Below are 18,850 nucleotides of genomic sequence, written 5' to 3'. Positions count from 1 at the left end.
GGTAGGGCTCGGCATCCCGGCCCGAAAGCCAGCCTTTCGGCCCGAGAATCTCGCGCAGCGCGGTGGCGGGATCGGTCATTGATCTACCCGAGTTAGCTGAGGGCGTGCCGTCCGACACGTCCCGGATCGTTGCTTCCAATCAATGACCCAGCACCTGCGACAGGAATTGTCGAGTGCGCTCGTGGCGGGAAGAGGTGAAGAACTCGTCCGGAGGCGCTTCTTCGAGGATCTCGCCGCCGTCCATGAAAAGCACCCGGTCCGCCACGCGACGCGCAAAGCCCATCTCATGCGTCACGCAGATCATCGTCATGCCTTCCGAGGCAAGCGTGACCATGACGTCAAGCACTTCGGAAACCATTTCCGGATCGAGCGCCGAGGTCGGTTCGTCGAACAGCATGATCTGCGGCTGCATGCAAAGAGCGCGTGCAATGGCGACGCGCTGCTGCTGACCGCCGGACAATTGGCTGGGATATTTCATAGCCTGCTCGGGAATGCGCACCTTCTCCAGGTAGTGGCGGGCGGTTGCCTCGGCTTGCGCCCGCGGCTGCTTGCGCACGATCATCGGGGAGATCATGCAGTTCTCCAGCACCGTCATGTGCGGGAACAGGTTGAAGTGCTGGAACACCATGCCGACTTCACGCCTGATCTCGTCGATATTGCCGACATCGTCGTTGAGCTCGGTCCCGAGCACCGCGATGCGGCCGCCATTGTGCTGTTCGAGGCGGTTGATGCAGCGGATCATCGTCGATTTGCCGGAGCCGGAGGGTCCGCAGACGACGATTTTTTCGCCCCGTTGTACGGAAAGGTTTATCCCGCGCAGTGCTTGGAACGTGTCGTAGTATTTGTCGAGGTTTTCGATGCGGAGCGCCGGCTCACCGGTCGAATTGGTTGAGATCACCTGCACGCCTCCTTACCGTTCGCTGACCGACATGCGGCGCTCGAGAAAGGCGCCATAGCGGGACAGGCTGAAGACGAAGATGAAGTAGATGAAGGCGATGAAGGCATAGACTTCGACATAGGCGAAGCGCCATTCGCCGGTGCCATAGGCGGCATTGCCGGAAGCCAGGATCTCGAAGAAACCGACGATGACCACCAGCGAGGTCTCCTTGAACGAGATGACGAACTGGTTGATCGTGGCCGGCATCGCGTTGCGCATGGCCTGAGGCAGGAGGATGCGGCTGATGCGTTGCCAGTAGCGCATGCCGAGCGCCATGGCAGCCTCCTCCTGTCCTGTCGCAACGCCCTGCATGCCGCCTCTCACGATCTCAGCCTGATAGGCGGAGAAGAACAGAGCGGAGCCGAGGATCACGCGGTAAAGCTTATCGCCCTGCAGCCATTGCGGCAGCGCGAACGGCAGAACCACTGCAAAGGTGAAGAGGATCGATATCAGCGGAAGCGACCGGACCCCGTCGATGATGAGGCCGGTGGTCCGCGAAATCCAGGGCAGCTCCGACCGGCGCAGCAAGGCCAGGCAGATCGCCAAGGGGAAACCGATCAGGCAGGTGGTAACGAAGATGAACAGGGTCAGCGCCAGCCCGCCCCAGGCTTCCTCGCCGACATGGGCAAGGCCAAGCACGCCGCCTTTCATCAATACGTAGAAAAGGCCTGTTCCGGCTCCCCATACCAGCGCGATCCGGCGGCCCGTCCAGAACGCCGGGATACAGCTCAGCACCGTCATCACCACAACGGCGACGCAGGCCAGCGCCGAGCGCCATTGTTCCTCGTAGGGATAGAGGCCGAAGAAGATGATCCGCCATCTCGCTGCGATGACCGACCAGCAGGCTCCCGCTGCCGCCTGGCAGGCTTCCGGCCCGCCGCTGGTGGTGAAGACAGCCGAGAAAACCGCCCAATTCAGCAGCTTCCAGACCAGGAAGACCATGATCGTCAGACAGGCCAGCGACACCACCGCCTGAAGCGGCGTCGCGAAGAAGCGTCGCCTCAGATCCTCAAGCCTGCCGGGAGCGGGTGGAGCGACAATGACCATCTCCATCTCTCAGCCCCTCAGTTGATTGCCCTTGAGGGCAATTGCCTTGTTGATGCGGTTGAAGACGGCGGCAAGGCTGAGGTTGATGGCGAGGAAGCCTGCCATCAGGATGCCGATCGCTTCGAGTGTTTGCCCGGAATGGTTGATCGTCAGCGCCACAATCATGAAGAAGTCGGTGAAGCCCACGGCGATGCCCATCGTCGTCGCCTTCATCAGCCAGACATACTGATTGGCAAGGATCGGCAGCATGGCACGCAGCGCCAGCGGCAGCCGCACCAGCGTGAAGACCCGCCAGGGACTAAGGCCCAAGGAAAGGGCTGCCTCGACCTGGCCGGTGCCGACAGATTTGAAGCCTCCGCGCACGATCTCCGCAATGTAGGAGCCGCCATAGATGGCGATGGCGATGGCGAGGGTGGCGAACTCCGGAGGGATACGCAGGCCGCCTCTCAGATTGAGGCCTTGCAGGGCAGGGAAGTCCAGCAGCGGCGTATCCGGCAGACGTCCGAGAGCCAGAATGATGGTCGCGCAGGCCAGTGCCGCTGCGGCGGCGGCAAACTGGATGGTGCGCCGCTGGCCGATCGGCTGGGCAAGGAGCGACGTCCTGCCCAGCCAGGCCGGCAGCACGATGGCCGCGATCACAGCCATTGTGGCTGCGGCAAACGCGACACTGCCGACGTTCGGGAATGGGATGTAGAGTCCTCGGCTGGTGAGCAGGAAGCCCCAGGCTTCGTGCGCGCTGCGCGGCGTCGGCAGGTGCGTGATGATCGCATACCAGAAGAAAACCTGGAGGATCAGCGGAATGTTGCGAAAGATGTCCACATAGGTACGGCCGAGCAGCCGGGCCAAATCGTTCGAAGACGTCCGCGCCAGACCGACGATCGTTCCCACGATCGTCGCCAGTATCAGGCCGACGCTCCCCAGGAACAGCGTGTTGATGATGCCGATGAGGAAGTACCACCAATAGGGATCATTGGCCGTGGCGGGCAGCAGCGAGAAATTCACATCCCAACCCGTCGACTTGAACAGAAAGTCGAATCCGGAGGTGATCCCCTGATCAGCCAGGTTGCGGCGGGCGATCACGATGCCGGCAAGCACCATCGCGGCGATCGAGCCGACATAGAGGACCTGCAACAGCGCGTTGCGGACCTTTTGATTTCTCAGCAGGCTGACCATCCAAAGATCCTTGCCGAATTGTCGCCGACCCCGCCCGGCTGTGCCGGGCGGGGCCTGGAGCGGGTGAGTTAAGGACGGATCAGTCGATCACCAGCGGGAACAGGACACCGCCATTGTTCCAAAGGTTGGTCAACTCGCGGTCCATCTTGTAGGGCGAGTCCTTGCCGAGGTCGCGCTCGAAGATTTCGCCGTAATTGCCGACGTTCTTGATCACCTTGTAGGCCCAGTCATCATCGAGACCGAGACCCTTGCCCATGCCTGGCGTGACGCCGAGGAACTTGGCGACTTGCGGCGAGGTCGGCGTGGCCTTGACCTCGTCGACGTTCTTGGAGGTGATGCCTTCCTGCTCGGCGAAGATCAGCGTGCTCAGCGTCCAGTTGGCGATGTCAACCCAATTGTCGTCGCCTTGGCGCATGATCATGACTTCAGGCTCGACGGCGAGCACGTCGGGCAGGATGACATGGTCGTCGACCTTGCTCTTGGCGATGCGCGCAATGGCGAGCGTCGGGCCCCACTGCGCATAGAGATCGCAGCGTCCGGAGAAATAGGCCTGCTCGAGCTCCTCGGTCTTTTCGATGAGTACGGGTTCGAGCTTGATGCCAAGCTTGCCCGTATAGGCCGCGACCTGCTGTTCCTGCGACGTGCCGGCGGGAATGCAGATCGTGCCGCCGGCCGCATCCTTGAGCGACTTGAGGTTTAGCTCCTTGTGCGCCATCACCTTGGTCGTTCCGAGGTAATAGGACATGGAAAATTGCAGCCCGAGCTCGGTGTCGCGGCTGAGCGTGCCGCCCGACGCCTTGATGATGATGTCGACATCGCCCGATTGCAGGGACGGCCAGCGCTGCGCCCAGCTGATCGGAACGACCTTCAGTTTTGCCGGGTCGCCGAGCACGGCCGTGGCCACCGCCCGGCAGAGATCGATGTCCATGCCCTTCCAGTTGCCCTTGTCGTCAACTTCGGCGAAGCCGAGGTAAGACCCGTCATGGCCGGTGCAGTTGAGCACGCCGCGCGCCTTGACGGCTTCCAGCGTCTTGCCGCCGGCGGCTTCTGCCGGCGCTGCAAAATGCACAAGTCCAAGGGCCATGGCTGCGGCCCCCCATTTCATCGTCTTCATGTTCCGTCTCCACTGTTGAGGTTGTTTGGTTTCTTGTTGTTGGAGGCCCAAAAGTTCTTTTTCGGAGCTCTGTCTCAAAGCCGCTCCTAATCGGAAAGCGGGGTCGGTTTCGGCACGGAGGAAATCTTCAGATCGCTGCCCCAGTCCTGCTGGGCGAGCCATCGATGAAGGGCGGCGACCGCCTTCACGCGCAGGTGCCCGCGCGGGACGATCAGGTAGAACCCAGGAACTTCTTCCGGCCGCATATCGGCAAGGGCGTCGCGCCCGACCGGCGCGACCAGCGCGCCCGACCTCAAATCTTCCTCGGCGTCGATGACGGAGACGAGACCGACGCCGATGCCTTGCAGGGTTGCACGGCGCATGGTCGCGGCATCGTCGAAGCTGATGCTTCGGTTGCCGTCCGTCTGCTCGATGGCAAGGTGGCGTAAAATGTCTGGCCAAAGGCGCTTCGACTTGACGGTGTCCAGCAACGTGAACAACGTCAGGTCCTGCGCCGACTTGATGCTCTCGCCGATGGCCGGAGTGCAGCAGATGACCTTCGGATCAGGCACCAGCAGTATGGTCTCGTAGTCCGGCCAATTGCCGTAGCCCCACTGGACGGTCATATCGATGTCGTCGCGTCCGAAATCGGGCAGATCGACCATCGTCGTCAGGCGCAGATCCGCACCGGGCAATATCTCCCGGAACAGAGATAGGCGAGGCAGCAAATAGTGGGTCGCGAAATAGGGGCTCGCATTCAGGTTGATGCGGTCCCGGTAATTCGACTTGGTGACGCGGCGAACACCTTCGGAAAATTCATCGAACCCAGCTTTGACATAGTGCGAGAGAAGGATGGCAGACTCGGTCAATTCGACCGACCGCCCCTTGCGTTCGAACAGTGTCACCTGAAGCGTGTCCTCCAGTAGCTTGATCTGCTGTCCGACGGCCTGCGGCGTGACCAGCAATTCATCCGCCGCCTGCCGAAAGCTCTTGTGCTGCGCGACGGCGTGGAAGACGCGAAGCGCATTCAGCGAGGGAAGGCGAAGCTTGCCGGTCATCGTCTATTCCACCTCCTTTCGCTTGCGTTCCTGTTGGACAATTCAGCGCCGCCGGCGCCGCGAAAATAGCTCAGGCGTATATATAACCACCTGAAACAATTACATTTTCTCCCGTCATGTAGGTATTCTTGGGGCCGCCGGTCATGAGAACCCACTCGGCAATCTCCGCAGGCTCGGCGCCACGACCCAGCGGGCTCGCCTTGGCCAGTTCCTCGAGGAAGCCGAGGGCCTTGGCCCGCTCCGTGGCCATGCCTGCGGGGGCCACCGAATTGACCAGGATCCCGTGTTTTGCGACGTCATGGGCAAAGGAGCGCGTCAGGCTGACCACGGCGGCCTTGGTTGCCGCATAGTGGGCGTTCTGCGGATGCGCCTTGAAGGCATCGACAGAGGTCAGGTTGACGATCCGGCCACGCACATGGCTCTTCGGCTCCTGCGATTGCATGTGGCGAACGGCTGCCACCATCATGTGATAAGTGCCCTTGATGTTGATGCCGTTGGAGGCATCCCAATCGGCGTCGCTGATCTCGAGGAGCGGGCGGCGAGGGTAGATCGCGGCGCAATTGATCAGCGTGTCGATACGCCCGAGCTTCGAAACGATGGCGTCGAAGGCGGCTTGGCACTGAGGGCCGACCTGGATGTCGCACAGGGCGGTCGCTGTCGGCAGGCCGTTGGCCTTTGCCGGGGCGAGAGCGGCTTCGGCGGCGTCCTGGTTGATGTCGATGATGCCGATCTTTGCAGCCCCGGCCTCTACAGCCATCCTGGCCAAAAGCGCGCCGAGGCCAGCGCCGCCGCCTACGATCAGAACGGAAAGATCCTTCATTCCAGTTTTTCCTTACTTGGTGCCGCTTGGCGAGGTTGGCCATGTCGGCATGATGTCGAAACGGGTAACGTCGGCCCATGCGGGCAGGCCGAGTACCGCGACCACCATTCTGGCCACGTCATCCGGCTGCACCACTTTGCTGGCGTACATGGCCGCGCGCGCCTTTGCGTCGAGGATGTCCTGGTAGAGCTGCGTCTCGACACGGCCGGCGACGATCTCGGTGACACGGACGCCTGATGGGGAGAGGTCGGCGCGCAACGCGGCGGCAAAGCCTGATATCGCCGCCTTGGTGGCCGAATAGACGGCAATGTTGGAATATGCCGCGTGGCCCGCGGTGGAGCCGGTGAACAGGATGTGGCCAGCCTGCCGCTCGCGCATCTGCCGAACGACGAGGCGGGTAAGCAGGATTGCCGCGCTGAGGTTGACCTCCAGCGTGGTGTCGATGTCGGAGATTTTCATGTCGGCGAAATTGCCCAACGGTGGCATGATCCCGGCATTGTTGATCAGCACGTCGATGGTCAGATCCGCCAGAACAGCTTCCAGCGCCTCGCGATCGGTCACGTCGACGGCGATGGGCACGATGCCGGATCGCTCGGCCTGCAACGCCTTGAGCGCGGCCTGGCTGCGCCCGACCGCATAGACATCGTAGCCGGCGTCGCTCAGTGCGATCGCCATGGCCCGCCCTATGCCGCTTGTTGCACCTGTGATGAAGGCTGTCGTCACGTTGGCTTCCCTGATTGCCTGATTCAGTCTGCGGCCTGGGCCGATGCCGCAAAACCAAGAAAACCAGCAAAAAGGAAAGATAAACTTTCGAATTCTCTTCTCCCGCCCGAAACCTGGACAGGTGGTGACCTCGGCGCCGAGGCTGAAAACCGAAGGAAACGACGGGAAAACGATGTTCTCAGCCTGTGGGAAACGGTTCAGGTCAGCTGGCGGAGCAAAAACATGGCTTTCGCAATACGTGGCTAATTTGAGTGAGTGCGAATGCCTGGGTGATCGAAGCCGGGGCCTATCCGCCGGTCGAAACAGGTCTTTTCATATCGGTAAAGAGCGAGGCCGCAGCCGCCTGCTGCTCTGCCTCTGTCGCCGCGACGCCCGAAGCCCGTGCCAAAGCGCGCACACGCCCGAGGCTGTTGTGCAGATGCTTGCGCATGGCCTGGCGAGCGGCACGACCGTCCTGCCTTTCGATGGCATCCACGATGGTTTTGTGCTCGTTGTGAATGCGTGCGTAATAGCTGTCCTTGAGCGCCGGCGTGACCACGTAGCCCAGTTGAAAGCGTGGAACGATCATCGGCCTGAGATAGCTCAGGAAGCCGTGGATGAATTCGTTGCGCGCGGCTTTGGCGATCGCCAGATGGAAATCATAGTCGTAGTGGATCTGGACGACAGCGGGATCCGCTTGCTGGGCGTCGACCTGTTCCATCAGGGCTCGGATTCCACTCGCCTCCGCATCGGTGCGCCGTTCCGCGCATAGCCCGGCGGACTCCACCTCGACACTCAATCTCAGTTCGAGCAGGGCAATGGTTTCCGGCAAGGTCCTCAGCGCCTCGTCCGGTATCGAGAAATTGCGCGGCGCCGGCGTTTCGCTGACGAACATGCCGCGGCCCTGCTGCGGCACCACCATCCCTTCGGAGCGCAATCGCGCCACCGCTTCCCGCACCACCGTCCGGCTGACGTCGTACTCGGCACAAAGCTCCGCCTCGGTCGGCAATTGCGCGCCGGGAAGCAGAGATCCGGAACGGATCTTTTCGGACAGACTCTCCGCCACGACAGTGGAAAGCGGTTTGCGCTTCGTCATCAGTCTCCCCTTAGCCAGATTCGCGATGATGCCCGAACCGGCAAGGCCATTCAAACCGCCGCGGTGACGATCAGCTCGACCAGCATTCCAGGCTTGGCCATCCGTCCTTCGCCGGAAGAGCGCGCGGGTGCATGCTCCTTCGGCATCCATCCGTCCCAGACCGTGTTGACCTCGTCGAAATCCCTGATGTCGTCCAGCCACATCTGCACGTGAAGGATGCGTGTCTTGTCCGTACCGGCCTTGGCAAGCAGGACGTCGACCTTGCCAAGCGCCTCGCGCATCTGGTCGGCTGCGGACTGACCCGGCTTTGCGACCTGGCCGGTGAGGTAGAGGGTGCCATTGTGGATGACCCCGTGGTGGATGCGGGTGTCGAAGTCGAAGCGCTTGATGTCACTCATTGGATTGTCCTTGTCAGATTTCCGGCCTCCGCCGGATGGGTCAGATTTCCGGCCTCCGCCGGATGGGGTCAGATTGCCGGCGTCTGGCGGATGGGGTTTCCCTGCAGATATTGTGCGTAGGGCGCCTGAACGAGCCAGCCGGCGTCGACGGGCAGGGTGACGCCGGTTATCGATGCGGCCCGGTCGGAGCAGAGGAACAGTGCGGCCTCGGCAACGTCGCGCGGCTCGACGAAGCGGCGCAGCGCGGTGGTCGCCTGGATGGCTTCGGGGTTGCGCTCACCCTTGGCGATCCTGGCTTTCAGCCCGTCCGAAAGCGTGTAGCCGGGTGCCACCGCATTGACGCGTACGCCGTGCGGACCGAGCTCGGCGGCCAGGATCTGGGTCAAGGCCAGGACGGCATGCTTTCCGGGCGTGTAGGCGGGCAGGGACAGCGGCGCGAAGGAGGCAAGCGAGCCGACGTTCAGGATCGCGCCTCGCCCGGCAGCCGACATCAGCCGACCGAACACCTGGCAACCCAGCAAGGTGCCGCGATAGTTCACTCGCCACATCCTCTCGTCTTCGTCCAGATCCTGGTCGAGGACGTGCTTGCCACTCTGCAGGATGCCGGCGCAGTTGACGACGACGTGCGGGGTACCGAACGCGTCGCTGACGGCCTGCGCCAGCGCTTCCACCGAGCCGGATTCGGCGACATCGGTCTGGACAAACAGCGCGCGCGGTGCGCCGACCGCCGCGCAGGCGCCAACCGCCTCATCGCCCCGTGCCGCATCCCTGCCGGCGACCACCAGATGGTAGCCGTCCTCGGCGAAGCGCAGCGCTATCGCGCGTCCGATGCCGGAAGTGCCGCCGATGACGACGGCCGTCAATGTCTCAGCCATTGCCGCGACCTTTGCCTTCGATGTCGAAGAATTCGGACATGGCCCGGACCTGGAAATCCATCATCGGGCGCCCCGGCTGAATGCGGCAGCCAATCTCTTTCGCCGCCTTTAGCAGGGGGGTCTCGGCGGGCTCCATGATGATGTCGACGACCGTCATGTCCGGGGTCAGCCGGCTCACATCCAGCGGCAGCGGGTCGCCGGCGTGCATGCCGACCGGCGTGGCGTTGATCGCCATATGCATGCCGGAAGGCTCGGCCTCTCCAACCTGGATGCGGCATTTCGGGAAGACCTGCGCGACCAGCGCCGCCAGTTTTTCGGCGCGACCGGTATCGATGTCGGCCAAGCGGATTTCCTCGGCACCGGCTTCGGCAAGACAATAGGCCAGGGACGCGCCGGCGCCGCCGGCGCCGACCTGAAGGATGCGGCGGCCGGCAATCTCATGTCCGCCTGCCTTGAGGCCATCGATAAAGCCGACGCCGTCGAAATTGTCGGCGTACCAGCTGCCATCGGGCAGCCGGCGCACGGAATTGGCGCTCTGCACCCTCGCGGCGCGGTCGTGAGCGGCGGTGCATTTGTGATAGACCGCAACCTTGTACGGCACCGAGATGATCACGCCCCTGATATTCTCGGCTGCCGTAATGCCGGCCCAGAAGGCCTCGAAATCCTCCGGGCGGCAGCTCAAGGGCACCATGAGGCTGTCGAGGCCCTTCTGCTCGAAGATCTCGTTGAATATGCCGGGGCTCTTGGCATGGGCCACGGGATGGGCCAGCATCACGAAGATCTCGGCCTTGCCGGTTCCGCGCATCGGTTTTACTCCTTTTCTTTTGACAGTTCGTGGCCGCTGAGGATCTCCAGCGCCTGGACGAGGGACGAGTGGTCGGCCTCCGCGCCGCCTGGTCGGGCTGAGCAGGCGCTCATCAGTTGTTGCGCCATCGCGGTGTTCGGCAGCGAGACGCCAAGCGCGCGGGCGCTTTCGAGCGCGAGGTTGAGATCCTTCTGGTGAAGCCGCATGCGAAAGCCCGGGGCGAAGGTCCGGGCGATCATGCGCTCGCCATGCACCTCCAGCACGCGGGACGAGGCAAAGCCGCCCATCAGCGCGGCGCGCACCTTTGCCGGGTCGCAACCGGCCTTGCTGGCAAAGACGAGCGCTTCCGCCACGGCCTCTATGTTGAGCGCGACGATGATCTGATTTGCGATCTTGCAGGTCTGGCCGGCGCCATTGTGCTCGCCGATCAAGGTGATGTTCTTGCCCAGCGTCCGAAAGATCGGCAGCGCGCGCTCGAACTCTGCGGTCGGCCCGCCGACCATGATGGTGAGGCTCGCCGCCTTGGCGCCGACCTCACCGCCCGAGACCGGGGCGTCGAGGTAGCCGGCTCCCGCTTGCCGCAGTTTCGCTGCGAATTCCGCAGTGGCGATAGGGCTGATCGAGCTCATGTCGATGACCAGCTTATCGGCCGACAGCCCCTCCAGGACGCCGTTTCCTCCAAGCAGGACACGCTCCACATCTGGCGTGTCGGGCAGCATGGTCACGATGATCTCGGACATCCGCGCCACATCGCCAGGAGAGGCGACGACCGATGCCCTAAGGTCCTTCGGCAGAGGGGAGCGGTTCAGGACCGTGAAGATCTCATGTCCCGCGTCGACGAGATGGTGCGCCATCGGTGCTCCCATCACACCGAGCCCGATGAACCCGATCTTCATTCTTGAACCCCTGTACGAAGGTTGGTGCGTATTACATCTTGCAGCAAATTATTGCCGTATGATATAGGACATCATACAAATTTCAACGTCCTTTCGCTCATCGGAGACCGACCGCAAAATGCAAGAGCGCCTCAACACGCTGAAGGCTGCCGTATCGGCCGGCCGGGCCCATATCGGCATCTGGTGCTCGCTGGCTTCGGCCCTGACGACGGAAATTGTCGCGGGCTCCGGCTGGCTGCTGATCGATGGCGAGCATAGCCCCAACCATCTGCGCAGCATCATGGCCCAGTTGCAGGTCATGGGCGGCTTCGACAGCGAGGCCGTCGTCAGGCTGCCTTCCGACGATCCCAATCTGATCAAGCAGGCCCTGGATATCGGTGCGCGCAGCCTGACGATCCCCAATGTGCGGACGGCCGATCAGGCCCGCGCCATTGTCGCGGCTATGACATATGCGCCTGGTGGATTTCGCGGCTTCTCGGTCGGTCACCGTGCCAACGGCTTCGGTCGCATCGCCGGTTACCACGCCAAGGCGCGTGAGCAGCAGCTTCTCGCGGTACAGATCGAGGATGAATTGGGCGTCGCCAATGCCGCGGAAATTGCGGCAGTGGACGGCGTCGACGTTCTCTTCGTCGGGCCCGGCGACCTTTCCACCAATATGGGTGCGATGGGCAATCCCGGGGCCGCACACGTTCAAGAAGCGATCGCCTCGGTGCGCAAGGCGGCAACGGCGGCAGGCAAGGCCAGCGGGATCCTGGCTCCCGCAAAGACCGATGCCGACCGCTACATCGCCGACGGCTTCACCATGGTTGCCGTTGGTTCCGACCTCGGCCTGCTGGCGCGGGGCTCGGATGCCTTGGTCGCTTCGTTCACTCAGTAGACCGGAGATACAGCCATGCCGATCCCCCGGTACAAAGCGCCGTCACGCACCGCCTACGACATCGTCATCGTCGGCGGCGCCGTCATCGGTTCGTCCACGGCCTACTGGCTGAGCCAGGCGCTGGGCAGCGGCGCCTCGATCCTCGTGGTCGAACGCGACTCGAGCTACGAATTCTCGTCGACGGCGCTCTCCACCAGTGCGATCCGGCAGCAATATTCCAATCCGATCAATGTGAAGATCAGCCAGTTCGGCATCGAGATCATCCGCGGATTTCAGGAGCGTATGGCACCTTTCTACAAGGACGAACCGGCGCCCGACCTCGGCTTCAAGGAGCATGGGTATCTTTACTGCTGTTCACCCGACGGCGTCAAAGCGGCCCGCGAGCGCGTCGATCTGCAACGCAGTTTTGGGGCCCACACGGTGTTTCTTGAGCCGGGCCCGCTGAAGGATCGCTTCCCCTGGCTCAATGTGGAGGATCTCGGTGGCGGTTCCTGGGGGGCCAGGGAAGAGGGCTGGTTCGATTCCGTGGGGCTGATGAACGGTTTCCGCCGCGCAGCCCGCGCCAGCGGCGTCGAGTATATCGACAATGCCGTGACAGGGCTGGATATCGCCGATGGGCGGGTCATCTCGGTGCGCCTCGCGACCGGACAGACGGTTGCCTGCGGAACATTGGTCAACGCCGCGGGCCCGCGCGCTCAGCAGGTGGCCGCCATGGCCGGCCTGTCGATCCCGGTCGCGCCCTACAAGCGCTACAGCTTCGTCTTCGCCAGCGCCAACCCGATCCCCGGCCGGATGCCCAATGTCATCGACCTTTCCGGAACATTCGTGCGTCCCGAAGGCGAGCTTTTTCTCACCGGCAACACGCCGCAAGGCGACGGACCGGCCGGCTACGACGACTTTGAAATGCACCATGAAGAGTTCGACGACTACATCTGGCCGGCACTCTGGCACCGCATTCCGTCTTTCGACGCACTCAAGGTCCAGACCAGTTGGACCGGCCACTACGAGTACAACATGCTCGACCACAACGGCATCGTCGGCTTCCACCCGCAGGTGACCAATTTCATGTTTGCCAACGGCTTCTCGGGGCACGGGCTGCAACAGTCGCCAGCCGTGGGCCGGGCCGTTTCAGAACTTATCGTTCACGGGGCTTTCCAGACGCTCGATCTTTCGCCGTTCTGTTACGAGCGCATAGATCGCAACGAGCCGTTTCTCGAGGAAGCAGTGATCTAAAGCGAGACGATCGGTCACCCATTTTATCTCGGGCATTCAGCGTCCAATGAAATTGGATCTTAGTCAGAGACGTCGTGAAAACTACTCGCTTCTCGCCGGCCTTGTTTCCAACGACTGACGAGTAGCCACTCGACCGTCAGTGACAATTGGTTTGGGATCGCTCTATCTTAGCAGGGGCGTCACGAACCCACGGTCGATCGATTTGGTTGCGGCGCTGCCAGATCTCGGCCAGAGGAGGCCTCGTGACGCATGAGAAAACGCTCTATGGCGCGGATGATCGCGATCAACAGCAGATTGATCACAAGGTAGAGCACGCCGGCAATGGCGAAGATCTCGAAGATTGCGAAGGTCTGGCTCATCAGCCGCTTGGCGTAGCCGGTGATTTCGAGCACCGTGATCGTCGAGGCAAGGCTGGTCCCCTTGACGACCAGGATGAGCTCATTGCCATAGGCCGGCAGCGCCTGGCGGATGGCGAGCGGAAACTCGATGCGCCGGAACCGCAGCATGCGCGACATGCCGCATGCCTGCGCCGCTTCGACGAGGCCAACCGGAACCGACATCAATCCGCCGCGCAGGATCTCCGACGTGTAGGCAGCCGTGTTCAGCGCAAGCGCCAGCACGGCGCAGCGCGCGCCGTCGCTGATCAACCACCACAGAGCTGCGTTGTCCTTGATCAGGGAAAGTTGGCCAAGCCCGTAATAGAACAGGAAAATCTGCACCAGCAGTGGCGTCCCGCGAAAGACATTGGAATAATATTTGGCAAAGCCTGACAGGAAGCGGTTCGACGACAGCCGCATCAGCGCCAAACCGAGGCCCAGATTGAAGCCGATCAGCACCGAGACGAACGTTAGTGCCGCTGTGACCCACAGGCCCTTGAGCAGGACGGGAACCGCTAGCTGGATGAGATCCATCATAACTACTTTCTCGTCCTCACCCTGAGTAGGCGTTCGATGGCGTCGAACCCGGCCTGGCTGACGAGCGTAATGGCCAGATAAACCACAGCCGCGATCAGGTAGAAGATGAACGGGTGGCGGGTGGAATTGGCGCCAATGAAAGAAATGCGCATCAGCTCCTGAAGGCCGACCACCGAGACCAGGGCCGTGTCCTTGATCGTGGTCTGCCAGACGTTGTTGATTCCGGGAACCGCGATGCGCAGCATCTGCGGCGCGATGATGCGGCGAAAGATCCGGCCGCCCGATAGCCCGAGCGCGCGCGCGGCCTCGATATGCCCATTGGGGATCGCGCCCAGGGCCCCGCGCACGACCTCGGTCGAATAGGCGCCGGAGATCGCGCCGATGGCGATGACCGCGATGACGAACGCATAGCCGCTCTCCGCGACCCCGGCATAGCCGAAAGCGGTCACGACCTTGGTCACGAATTCAACCGAACTGAAAAACAGGAGGTAGATGATGAGCAGCTCGGGCACGCCGCGCACCAGCGAGGTATAGGCATCAACGAGCAGCGAGAGCGGAAATATCCGGGCCCATTTGATCAAGCCGCAGACAATGCCGATCACCAGCCCGGCCGCCATGCTGACGAGACCCACCAGGATCGTTATCGACGCGCCACGCAGGATGGCGGTCACCCAACCCGCTTCCCAAACCTGCCAGAGACCGAATTCCATCTGAGTTGCCCTAGTCTTGTCGTGCCAATGAAGTGCATGCGCCCGGAGATCCGGGCGCATGCGAGGGTTCCAAGGCGTTATTTGCAGGGCCGGGAAATGTCCGTCTTGAACCATTTCTGGCTTGCCTTGCCGACCGAGCCGTCCGCGATCAGCTCGCAAAGCGCCTTGTCGATCTTGGCCTTGAGTTCGGTGTTGTCCTGCGCGATGCCGACGCCGATGCCTTCGCCAAGCGTCGGGTCGTATGTGCTCTTGATCTCAACACCGACCAGTTGGAAGTTCTTGCCGTCAGGCTTGTCCAGAAAATCCTGCAAGGCGGATTGATCGGCGAAAGCCGTGTCGATACGGCCGCTCGCCAGGTCGATCTGCATCTGGTCAAGCGTGTCGTAGGTTTTCAGGTCGGCATTCGGTGCACGCTTCTCGAGGAAATGCGCGTGGGTCGTGCCAGCCTGCACGCCGACCTTCTTGCCGTCGAGCGACTTCAGCAGCGTGTCGACGTCGGTGATCGCGGCCAGATCAGAACCCTTGGCCGCGACGAACATGTTGGCCAGTTCGGCATAGCCGACGCTGAAATTGATCTCCTTCTTGCGATCGGCGGTGATCGACATGCCCGAGATGATGACGTCGAAGCGCTTGGCCTTCAGCGCCGGGATCAACCCGTCGAACGCCTGCACGACAAAATGGCAGGTCACCGCGAGTTTGGTGCACAGCAACGCGCCGACATCGGCGTCGAAACCGGTGACGTTGCCACTGGCGTCGGACATGCTCCATGGCGGGTAGGCGCCTTCCGTTCCGATGGACAACTCGCCTTCGGCCGCCAATGCGTTTCCCATGCTTCCCGCGAGACATGCGAGCAGCGTCAAGACTTTCAGCTTCATATCAGTTCCCCTTGTTGTTGGTCTTCATTGCCGTTGTCCGGTGCGAACCGGACGCTTCGAGGATGCTTCCCTCACAGTGTCCGAGCCAGGAATTGGCGCAGACGCTCCGAGCGCGGGTTGCCGAACAGCTCCGCGGGCGCACCCTCTTCCTCCACCTTTCCCTGGTGGAGAAACAGAACCTTGTGGGAGACCTCGCGCGCGAACTGCATCTCGTGCGTTACGAGGATCATGGTGTTGCCTTCCTCCGCCAGTTGACGGATCACGCGCAGCACCTCGCCGACCAACTCGGGATCGAGCGCCGATGTCGGTTCGTCGAAGAGGATGACTTTGGGACGCATCGCGAGCGTTCGGGCGATCGCGGCGCGTTGCTGCTGGCCGCCTGATAACTGGCCCGGATAATGAGCGTGCTTGTCGGCGAGCCCGACCTTCTTCAACAAGGCGTGCGCATGTTCGATGGCCTTCTCGCGGGGCTCCTTCAAGACGTGCCGGGGCGCTTCGATGATGTTCTCCGCCACCGTCATGTGCGGCCACAGATTGAAGTTCTGGAACACCATGCCGACGCGGGCGCGGATGCGTTCGACCTGCGCCATGTCGGCTGGCCCAAGACGGCCGCTCGACAGCGGCTTCATCTTGATCACCTCGCCATCGATGGCGACCTTGCCGCCATCCGGCTGCTCCAGAAGATTGATGCAACGCAGGAACGTGCTCTTGCCCGAGCCCGACGAGCCGATCATGGAAATGACCTCACCGGCATGGGCGGTGAGATTGACGCCCTTCAACACCAAAAGCGAGCCGAAGCTCTTGTGAAGCTCGTCGATCTGCACGGCCGGCGTGGTGATCTTTGCCTTGTCAGCGGGCGCCGGATCGGCCGCGACGGCAGGAAGGGTTGGCGGCGTCTGTTCGCTGCTGGTGTCCTGGGTTATCTCGACGGCTCGCAGGTCCGCCAGCGCACGATCGAAATAGCGCAGGCTGCTGGACAGGCAGGTGCGTTGCCAGTCTGGGTCATCCGGGATGAAGGCGCAACGCAGAGCGTCGCGGATCCGCTTGCCCAACGGCGAATCGAGCTTGCCGAACAGATGCAGCCAGTTGTCGGCCTGGACCGCTTCCATGACAGCCGGCCCGTCCAACGTGCCGCATTCAACGACAAGCGGCAGCACGCGCGCGTTCGGCATTGCCTTGCGGACGGCATCGGAGACATAGCCGGTCGCCGTTGCCGTGATGCCGGTATCGGTCTTGGCGCCCTGGCCTGTCAGGACTGTCGCCAGCGCCGGCCCGAAGATGGATTTGCCCCAGGCAAGGCCGTCATGCTCGGAACTCGCCACAGAAAGCAGAGCCGGATAACCGTAAGGCCCGGCGCCGGTATGCAGGTCGAAGACGATGGCCTGGCGCGCCGCGCCGGCAAAGGTCTTCAGAATTTCGTTCAAGGTGCGGTTCGACCAGACCGGGCCGCCACCGCCGTAGAACATGCCGTCGGCGAACTCATACTGGCCGGCTTCGACGATCGCCGCCAGCCCGGCATGCCCAAGCCTTTTGCGCGCCACGGCGAGCTTCTCGTCGGCCGCTATGCGGTCCGGTCCCTCCCACTCGCGATACGCCATGGCGTCGTGCAGGCCGGCATAACCGTTGTTGACGGGAGCACTTGAAGACCAGTCGATGAAGTTGCGGTTGAGGTCGACATTGTCCTCGTTGACGCGCCGCGACCAAGCCGTACCCCAGGGATTGATGAGGTGAATGGCAAGGATGGCTGTGTCGCCGGGCAGGCGCCGCAGGTGCTTCTGGCCGAGCCAGGCGGTCTGGCAAGTCGAGCCGAACGGGCCCTCGACACCATGCGTACCGGAGATGAGCACGATCAGCTTGCGCGCATCGCGGCGGCCAAGCAGCGCCACATCCGTCGCCAGCGTCTCGCCATCCGGGCCGTTCAGCGGATGAACATATTCAGACAGTTCCGCGCCGGCCCGCTCGGCGGCTTCGCGAAATCTCCTGCGAAGGACGGCGAAATCACGGGCATAGGCGGGGGCTGGCTCATCATGGCGCATGGTCGATCCCACCGGATCGCTGGCGGTTGCGGTCAATCCGTTCATTCCCTGTCGTTCCACCGTGGGGCTATTCATCGTTGTGATCGCTCGTGTTCTGAGGTGGCAATCGGCGCTCATTGCCGGAAAGGAGCGGCCTGGAGGACCGGACAAACCAGGCGTCGGAGGGAAGCACCTTGTCGGGGTTCATGATCGACTGATCGTCCAGCGCTCGTTTCACCCGCTCCATCACGGCGAGCTTCGTCGGGTCAACCGTCGCCAGCAGCGAATGGATGCGCTTGGACCCAACACCGTGCTCGGCGGAAAAAGAACCGCCAATCTCCCGCAGTTGTTGGTACAGGACGCTCTCGGCAGCCTCCGCTACGTCAGGCGCCAGCGGACCCTGACGGTTGAGGATGATATGCAGGTTTCCATCGGCCAGGTGACCGAATACATAGGGCGCCAGACCCGGTTCGATCGCTGCGAGCCGGGGCAGGATTCTGTCGAGGTAGGCCGGAATTTCCGACAGAGGCACCGACACGTCGAAGGAAGGCGCTTGGGGATGGGCGCGATAGAGCACGCCGGTGTCCTCGCGCAACCGCCACAGGTCTTCCTCTTGCCGCCGCGAGCCGGCAATGATGCCGGTGGCTTCAGGATAGCGCTCCATCACTTCCGAATAGATACGCTCGAAATCTTCGCGCAGCGCCTCTTCGCGCGCGCCGCCAAGCGACAGCAGCAGGAACAGTGTCTGGTCGAGCGGCACGCTCGGTTCGGACCATTCATGCGCGGCTGCGGCCAGGCTGAAATACGAGGTCCACATCGCCTCCGCCGCGCGCAAATGTCCCGCATCCGATTCAAGCGCCAGACGAATGACTTGCAGCGCCGCTTCGACAGACGGCAGCCCGAAAAGCGCGGTGGCGGTGGCTCGCGGCGAAGGGTCGAGCTTGACGACCACGCGGGTCACTATGCCAAGCGTGCCCTCCGCACCGATGAAGAGATGCTTCAGATCGTAGCCGGCGGAATTCTTCACCACCCGCGTCAGATCGGAATAGACCGATCCGTCGGCCAGCACGGCCTCCAGGCCAAGGACGCGGTGGCGCATGACCCCGTTGCGAAAGGCCATCACGCCACCCGCATTCGTGGACACCATGCCGCCGATCGTCGCCGAACCGCGCGCGGCAAGATCGATACCGGGCTCCAGCCGGTGCTCAAATGCGGCAGACTGCAAAGCTTCGAGGGTAACACCGGCACCGACCACCGCCACGCGCTCGACCGGATCGAGCCGCTCGATCCGGTCGAGCGCGTGGCGGTGGTCGGTGCCGGTGTTAC

Annotated in this window: 19 protein-coding genes; 2 read left to right on the top strand and 17 right to left on the bottom strand. The window is 62.6% G+C overall.

The window, feature by feature from the left end; all coding sequences use genetic code 11:
- Positions 1-139: 139 nt before the first annotated feature.
- The 12 genes from EN925_RS02480 to EN925_RS02425 all read right to left on the bottom strand — a co-directional run bounded on the left by EN925_RS02480 (position 140) and on the right by EN925_RS02425 (position 10,900).
- Positions 140-898 (bottom strand): amino acid ABC transporter ATP-binding protein, encoded by a 759-nt coding sequence (locus EN925_RS02480; protein WP_128336317.1) that lies wholly within the window; start codon positions 896-898, stop codon positions 140-142.
- A 12-nt stretch (positions 899-910) separates the two neighbouring features.
- Entirely contained in the window at positions 911-1,990 is a 1,080-nt protein-coding gene (locus tag EN925_RS02475; protein ID WP_064992567.1) for an amino acid ABC transporter permease, read from the bottom strand.
- 3 nt (positions 1,991-1,993) lie between these two features.
- A complete protein-coding gene (locus EN925_RS02470) occupies positions 1,994-3,157 on the bottom strand; it encodes an ABC transporter permease subunit (protein ID WP_127367975.1) in 1,164 nt (387 codons plus the stop codon).
- 79 nt (positions 3,158-3,236) lie between these two features.
- Positions 3,237-4,271, bottom strand: a complete 1,035-nt coding sequence (locus EN925_RS02465; RefSeq protein WP_127367976.1) for an amino acid ABC transporter substrate-binding protein — start codon at positions 4,269-4,271, stop codon at positions 3,237-3,239.
- An 86-nt stretch (positions 4,272-4,357) separates the two neighbouring features.
- Entirely contained in the window at positions 4,358-5,308 is a 951-nt protein-coding gene (locus EN925_RS02460) for a LysR substrate-binding domain-containing protein (protein ID WP_013530401.1), read from the bottom strand.
- Between the two features lie 70 nt (positions 5,309-5,378).
- Complete coding sequence (locus EN925_RS02455) at positions 5,379-6,128, bottom strand: SDR family oxidoreductase (protein WP_127367977.1); 750 nt, start codon at positions 6,126-6,128, stop codon at positions 5,379-5,381.
- Between the two features lie 12 nt (positions 6,129-6,140).
- Positions 6,141-6,851, bottom strand: a complete 711-nt coding sequence (locus EN925_RS02450) for an SDR family oxidoreductase (protein WP_127367978.1) — start codon at positions 6,849-6,851, stop codon at positions 6,141-6,143.
- Between the two features lie 286 nt (positions 6,852-7,137).
- A complete protein-coding gene (locus tag EN925_RS02445; protein ID WP_164753459.1) occupies positions 7,138-7,926 on the bottom strand; it encodes a FadR/GntR family transcriptional regulator in 789 nt (262 codons plus the stop codon).
- 50 nt (positions 7,927-7,976) lie between these two features.
- Entirely contained in the window at positions 7,977-8,324 is a 348-nt protein-coding gene (locus EN925_RS02440) for a RidA family protein (protein ID WP_013530405.1), read from the bottom strand.
- A gap of 68 nt (positions 8,325-8,392) precedes the next feature.
- Positions 8,393-9,199: an SDR family oxidoreductase gene (locus EN925_RS02435; protein ID WP_063168722.1), complete on the bottom strand. Its 807-nt coding sequence runs from the start codon at positions 9,197-9,199 to the stop codon at positions 8,393-8,395.
- Entirely contained in the window at positions 9,192-10,004 is an 813-nt protein-coding gene (locus EN925_RS02430; RefSeq protein WP_013530407.1) for a shikimate dehydrogenase, read from the bottom strand. Before EN925_RS02430 ends, EN925_RS02435 begins: the two co-directional genes overlap by 8 nt.
- Positions 10,005-10,009: 5 nt before the next feature.
- The gene (locus tag EN925_RS02425; RefSeq protein WP_064992566.1) at positions 10,010-10,900 is read right to left on the bottom strand and encodes a 2-hydroxy-3-oxopropionate reductase; all 891 of its coding nucleotides are present in this window, start codon (positions 10,898-10,900) and stop codon (positions 10,010-10,012) included.
- Positions 10,901-11,018: 118 nt separating this feature from the next.
- Between EN925_RS02425 and EN925_RS02420 the strand changes: the two genes are divergently transcribed.
- Positions 11,019-11,777, top strand: coding sequence for an HpcH/HpaI aldolase/citrate lyase family protein (locus EN925_RS02420; protein ID WP_127367980.1), 759 nt, complete (start codon positions 11,019-11,021; stop codon positions 11,775-11,777).
- Between the two features lie 15 nt (positions 11,778-11,792).
- Positions 11,793-13,010, top strand: a complete 1,218-nt coding sequence (locus EN925_RS02415; protein ID WP_013530410.1) for an FAD-dependent oxidoreductase — start codon at positions 11,793-11,795, stop codon at positions 13,008-13,010.
- Positions 13,011-13,189: 179 nt separating this feature from the next.
- Here the strand turns inward: EN925_RS02415 and EN925_RS02410 are convergent, their stop codons facing one another.
- From EN925_RS02410 to EN925_RS02390, 5 genes are all read right to left on the bottom strand, one after another.
- On the bottom strand, positions 13,190-13,921 hold the full coding sequence (locus EN925_RS02410) for an ABC transporter permease (RefSeq protein WP_063173765.1): 732 nt from the start codon (positions 13,919-13,921) through the stop codon (positions 13,190-13,192).
- Positions 13,922-13,926: 5 nt separating this feature from the next.
- Positions 13,927-14,634, bottom strand: coding sequence for an ABC transporter permease subunit (locus EN925_RS02405; protein WP_164753458.1), 708 nt, complete (start codon positions 14,632-14,634; stop codon positions 13,927-13,929).
- A 77-nt stretch (positions 14,635-14,711) separates the two neighbouring features.
- The gene (locus EN925_RS02400) at positions 14,712-15,509 is read right to left on the bottom strand and encodes a transporter substrate-binding domain-containing protein (RefSeq protein ID WP_127367982.1); all 798 of its coding nucleotides are present in this window, start codon (positions 15,507-15,509) and stop codon (positions 14,712-14,714) included.
- Between the two features lie 71 nt (positions 15,510-15,580).
- Positions 15,581-17,590: a DUF2817 domain-containing protein gene (locus EN925_RS41440; protein WP_127384594.1), complete on the bottom strand. Its 2,010-nt coding sequence runs from the start codon at positions 17,588-17,590 to the stop codon at positions 15,581-15,583.
- A gap of 22 nt (positions 17,591-17,612) precedes the next feature.
- On the bottom strand, positions 17,613-18,850 hold a 1,238-nt coding region (locus tag EN925_RS02390), incomplete at its 5' end, for an FAD-binding oxidoreductase (RefSeq protein WP_164894111.1).

The sequence above is a fragment of the Mesorhizobium sp. M7A.F.Ca.US.006.04.2.1 genome (assembly GCF_004022915.1).
Classification (GTDB): domain Bacteria; phylum Pseudomonadota; class Alphaproteobacteria; order Rhizobiales; family Rhizobiaceae; genus Mesorhizobium; species Mesorhizobium ciceri.
The sequence above is the reverse complement of the archived record's forward strand: the minus strand, read 5'-3'. Positions and strand labels throughout refer to the sequence as shown.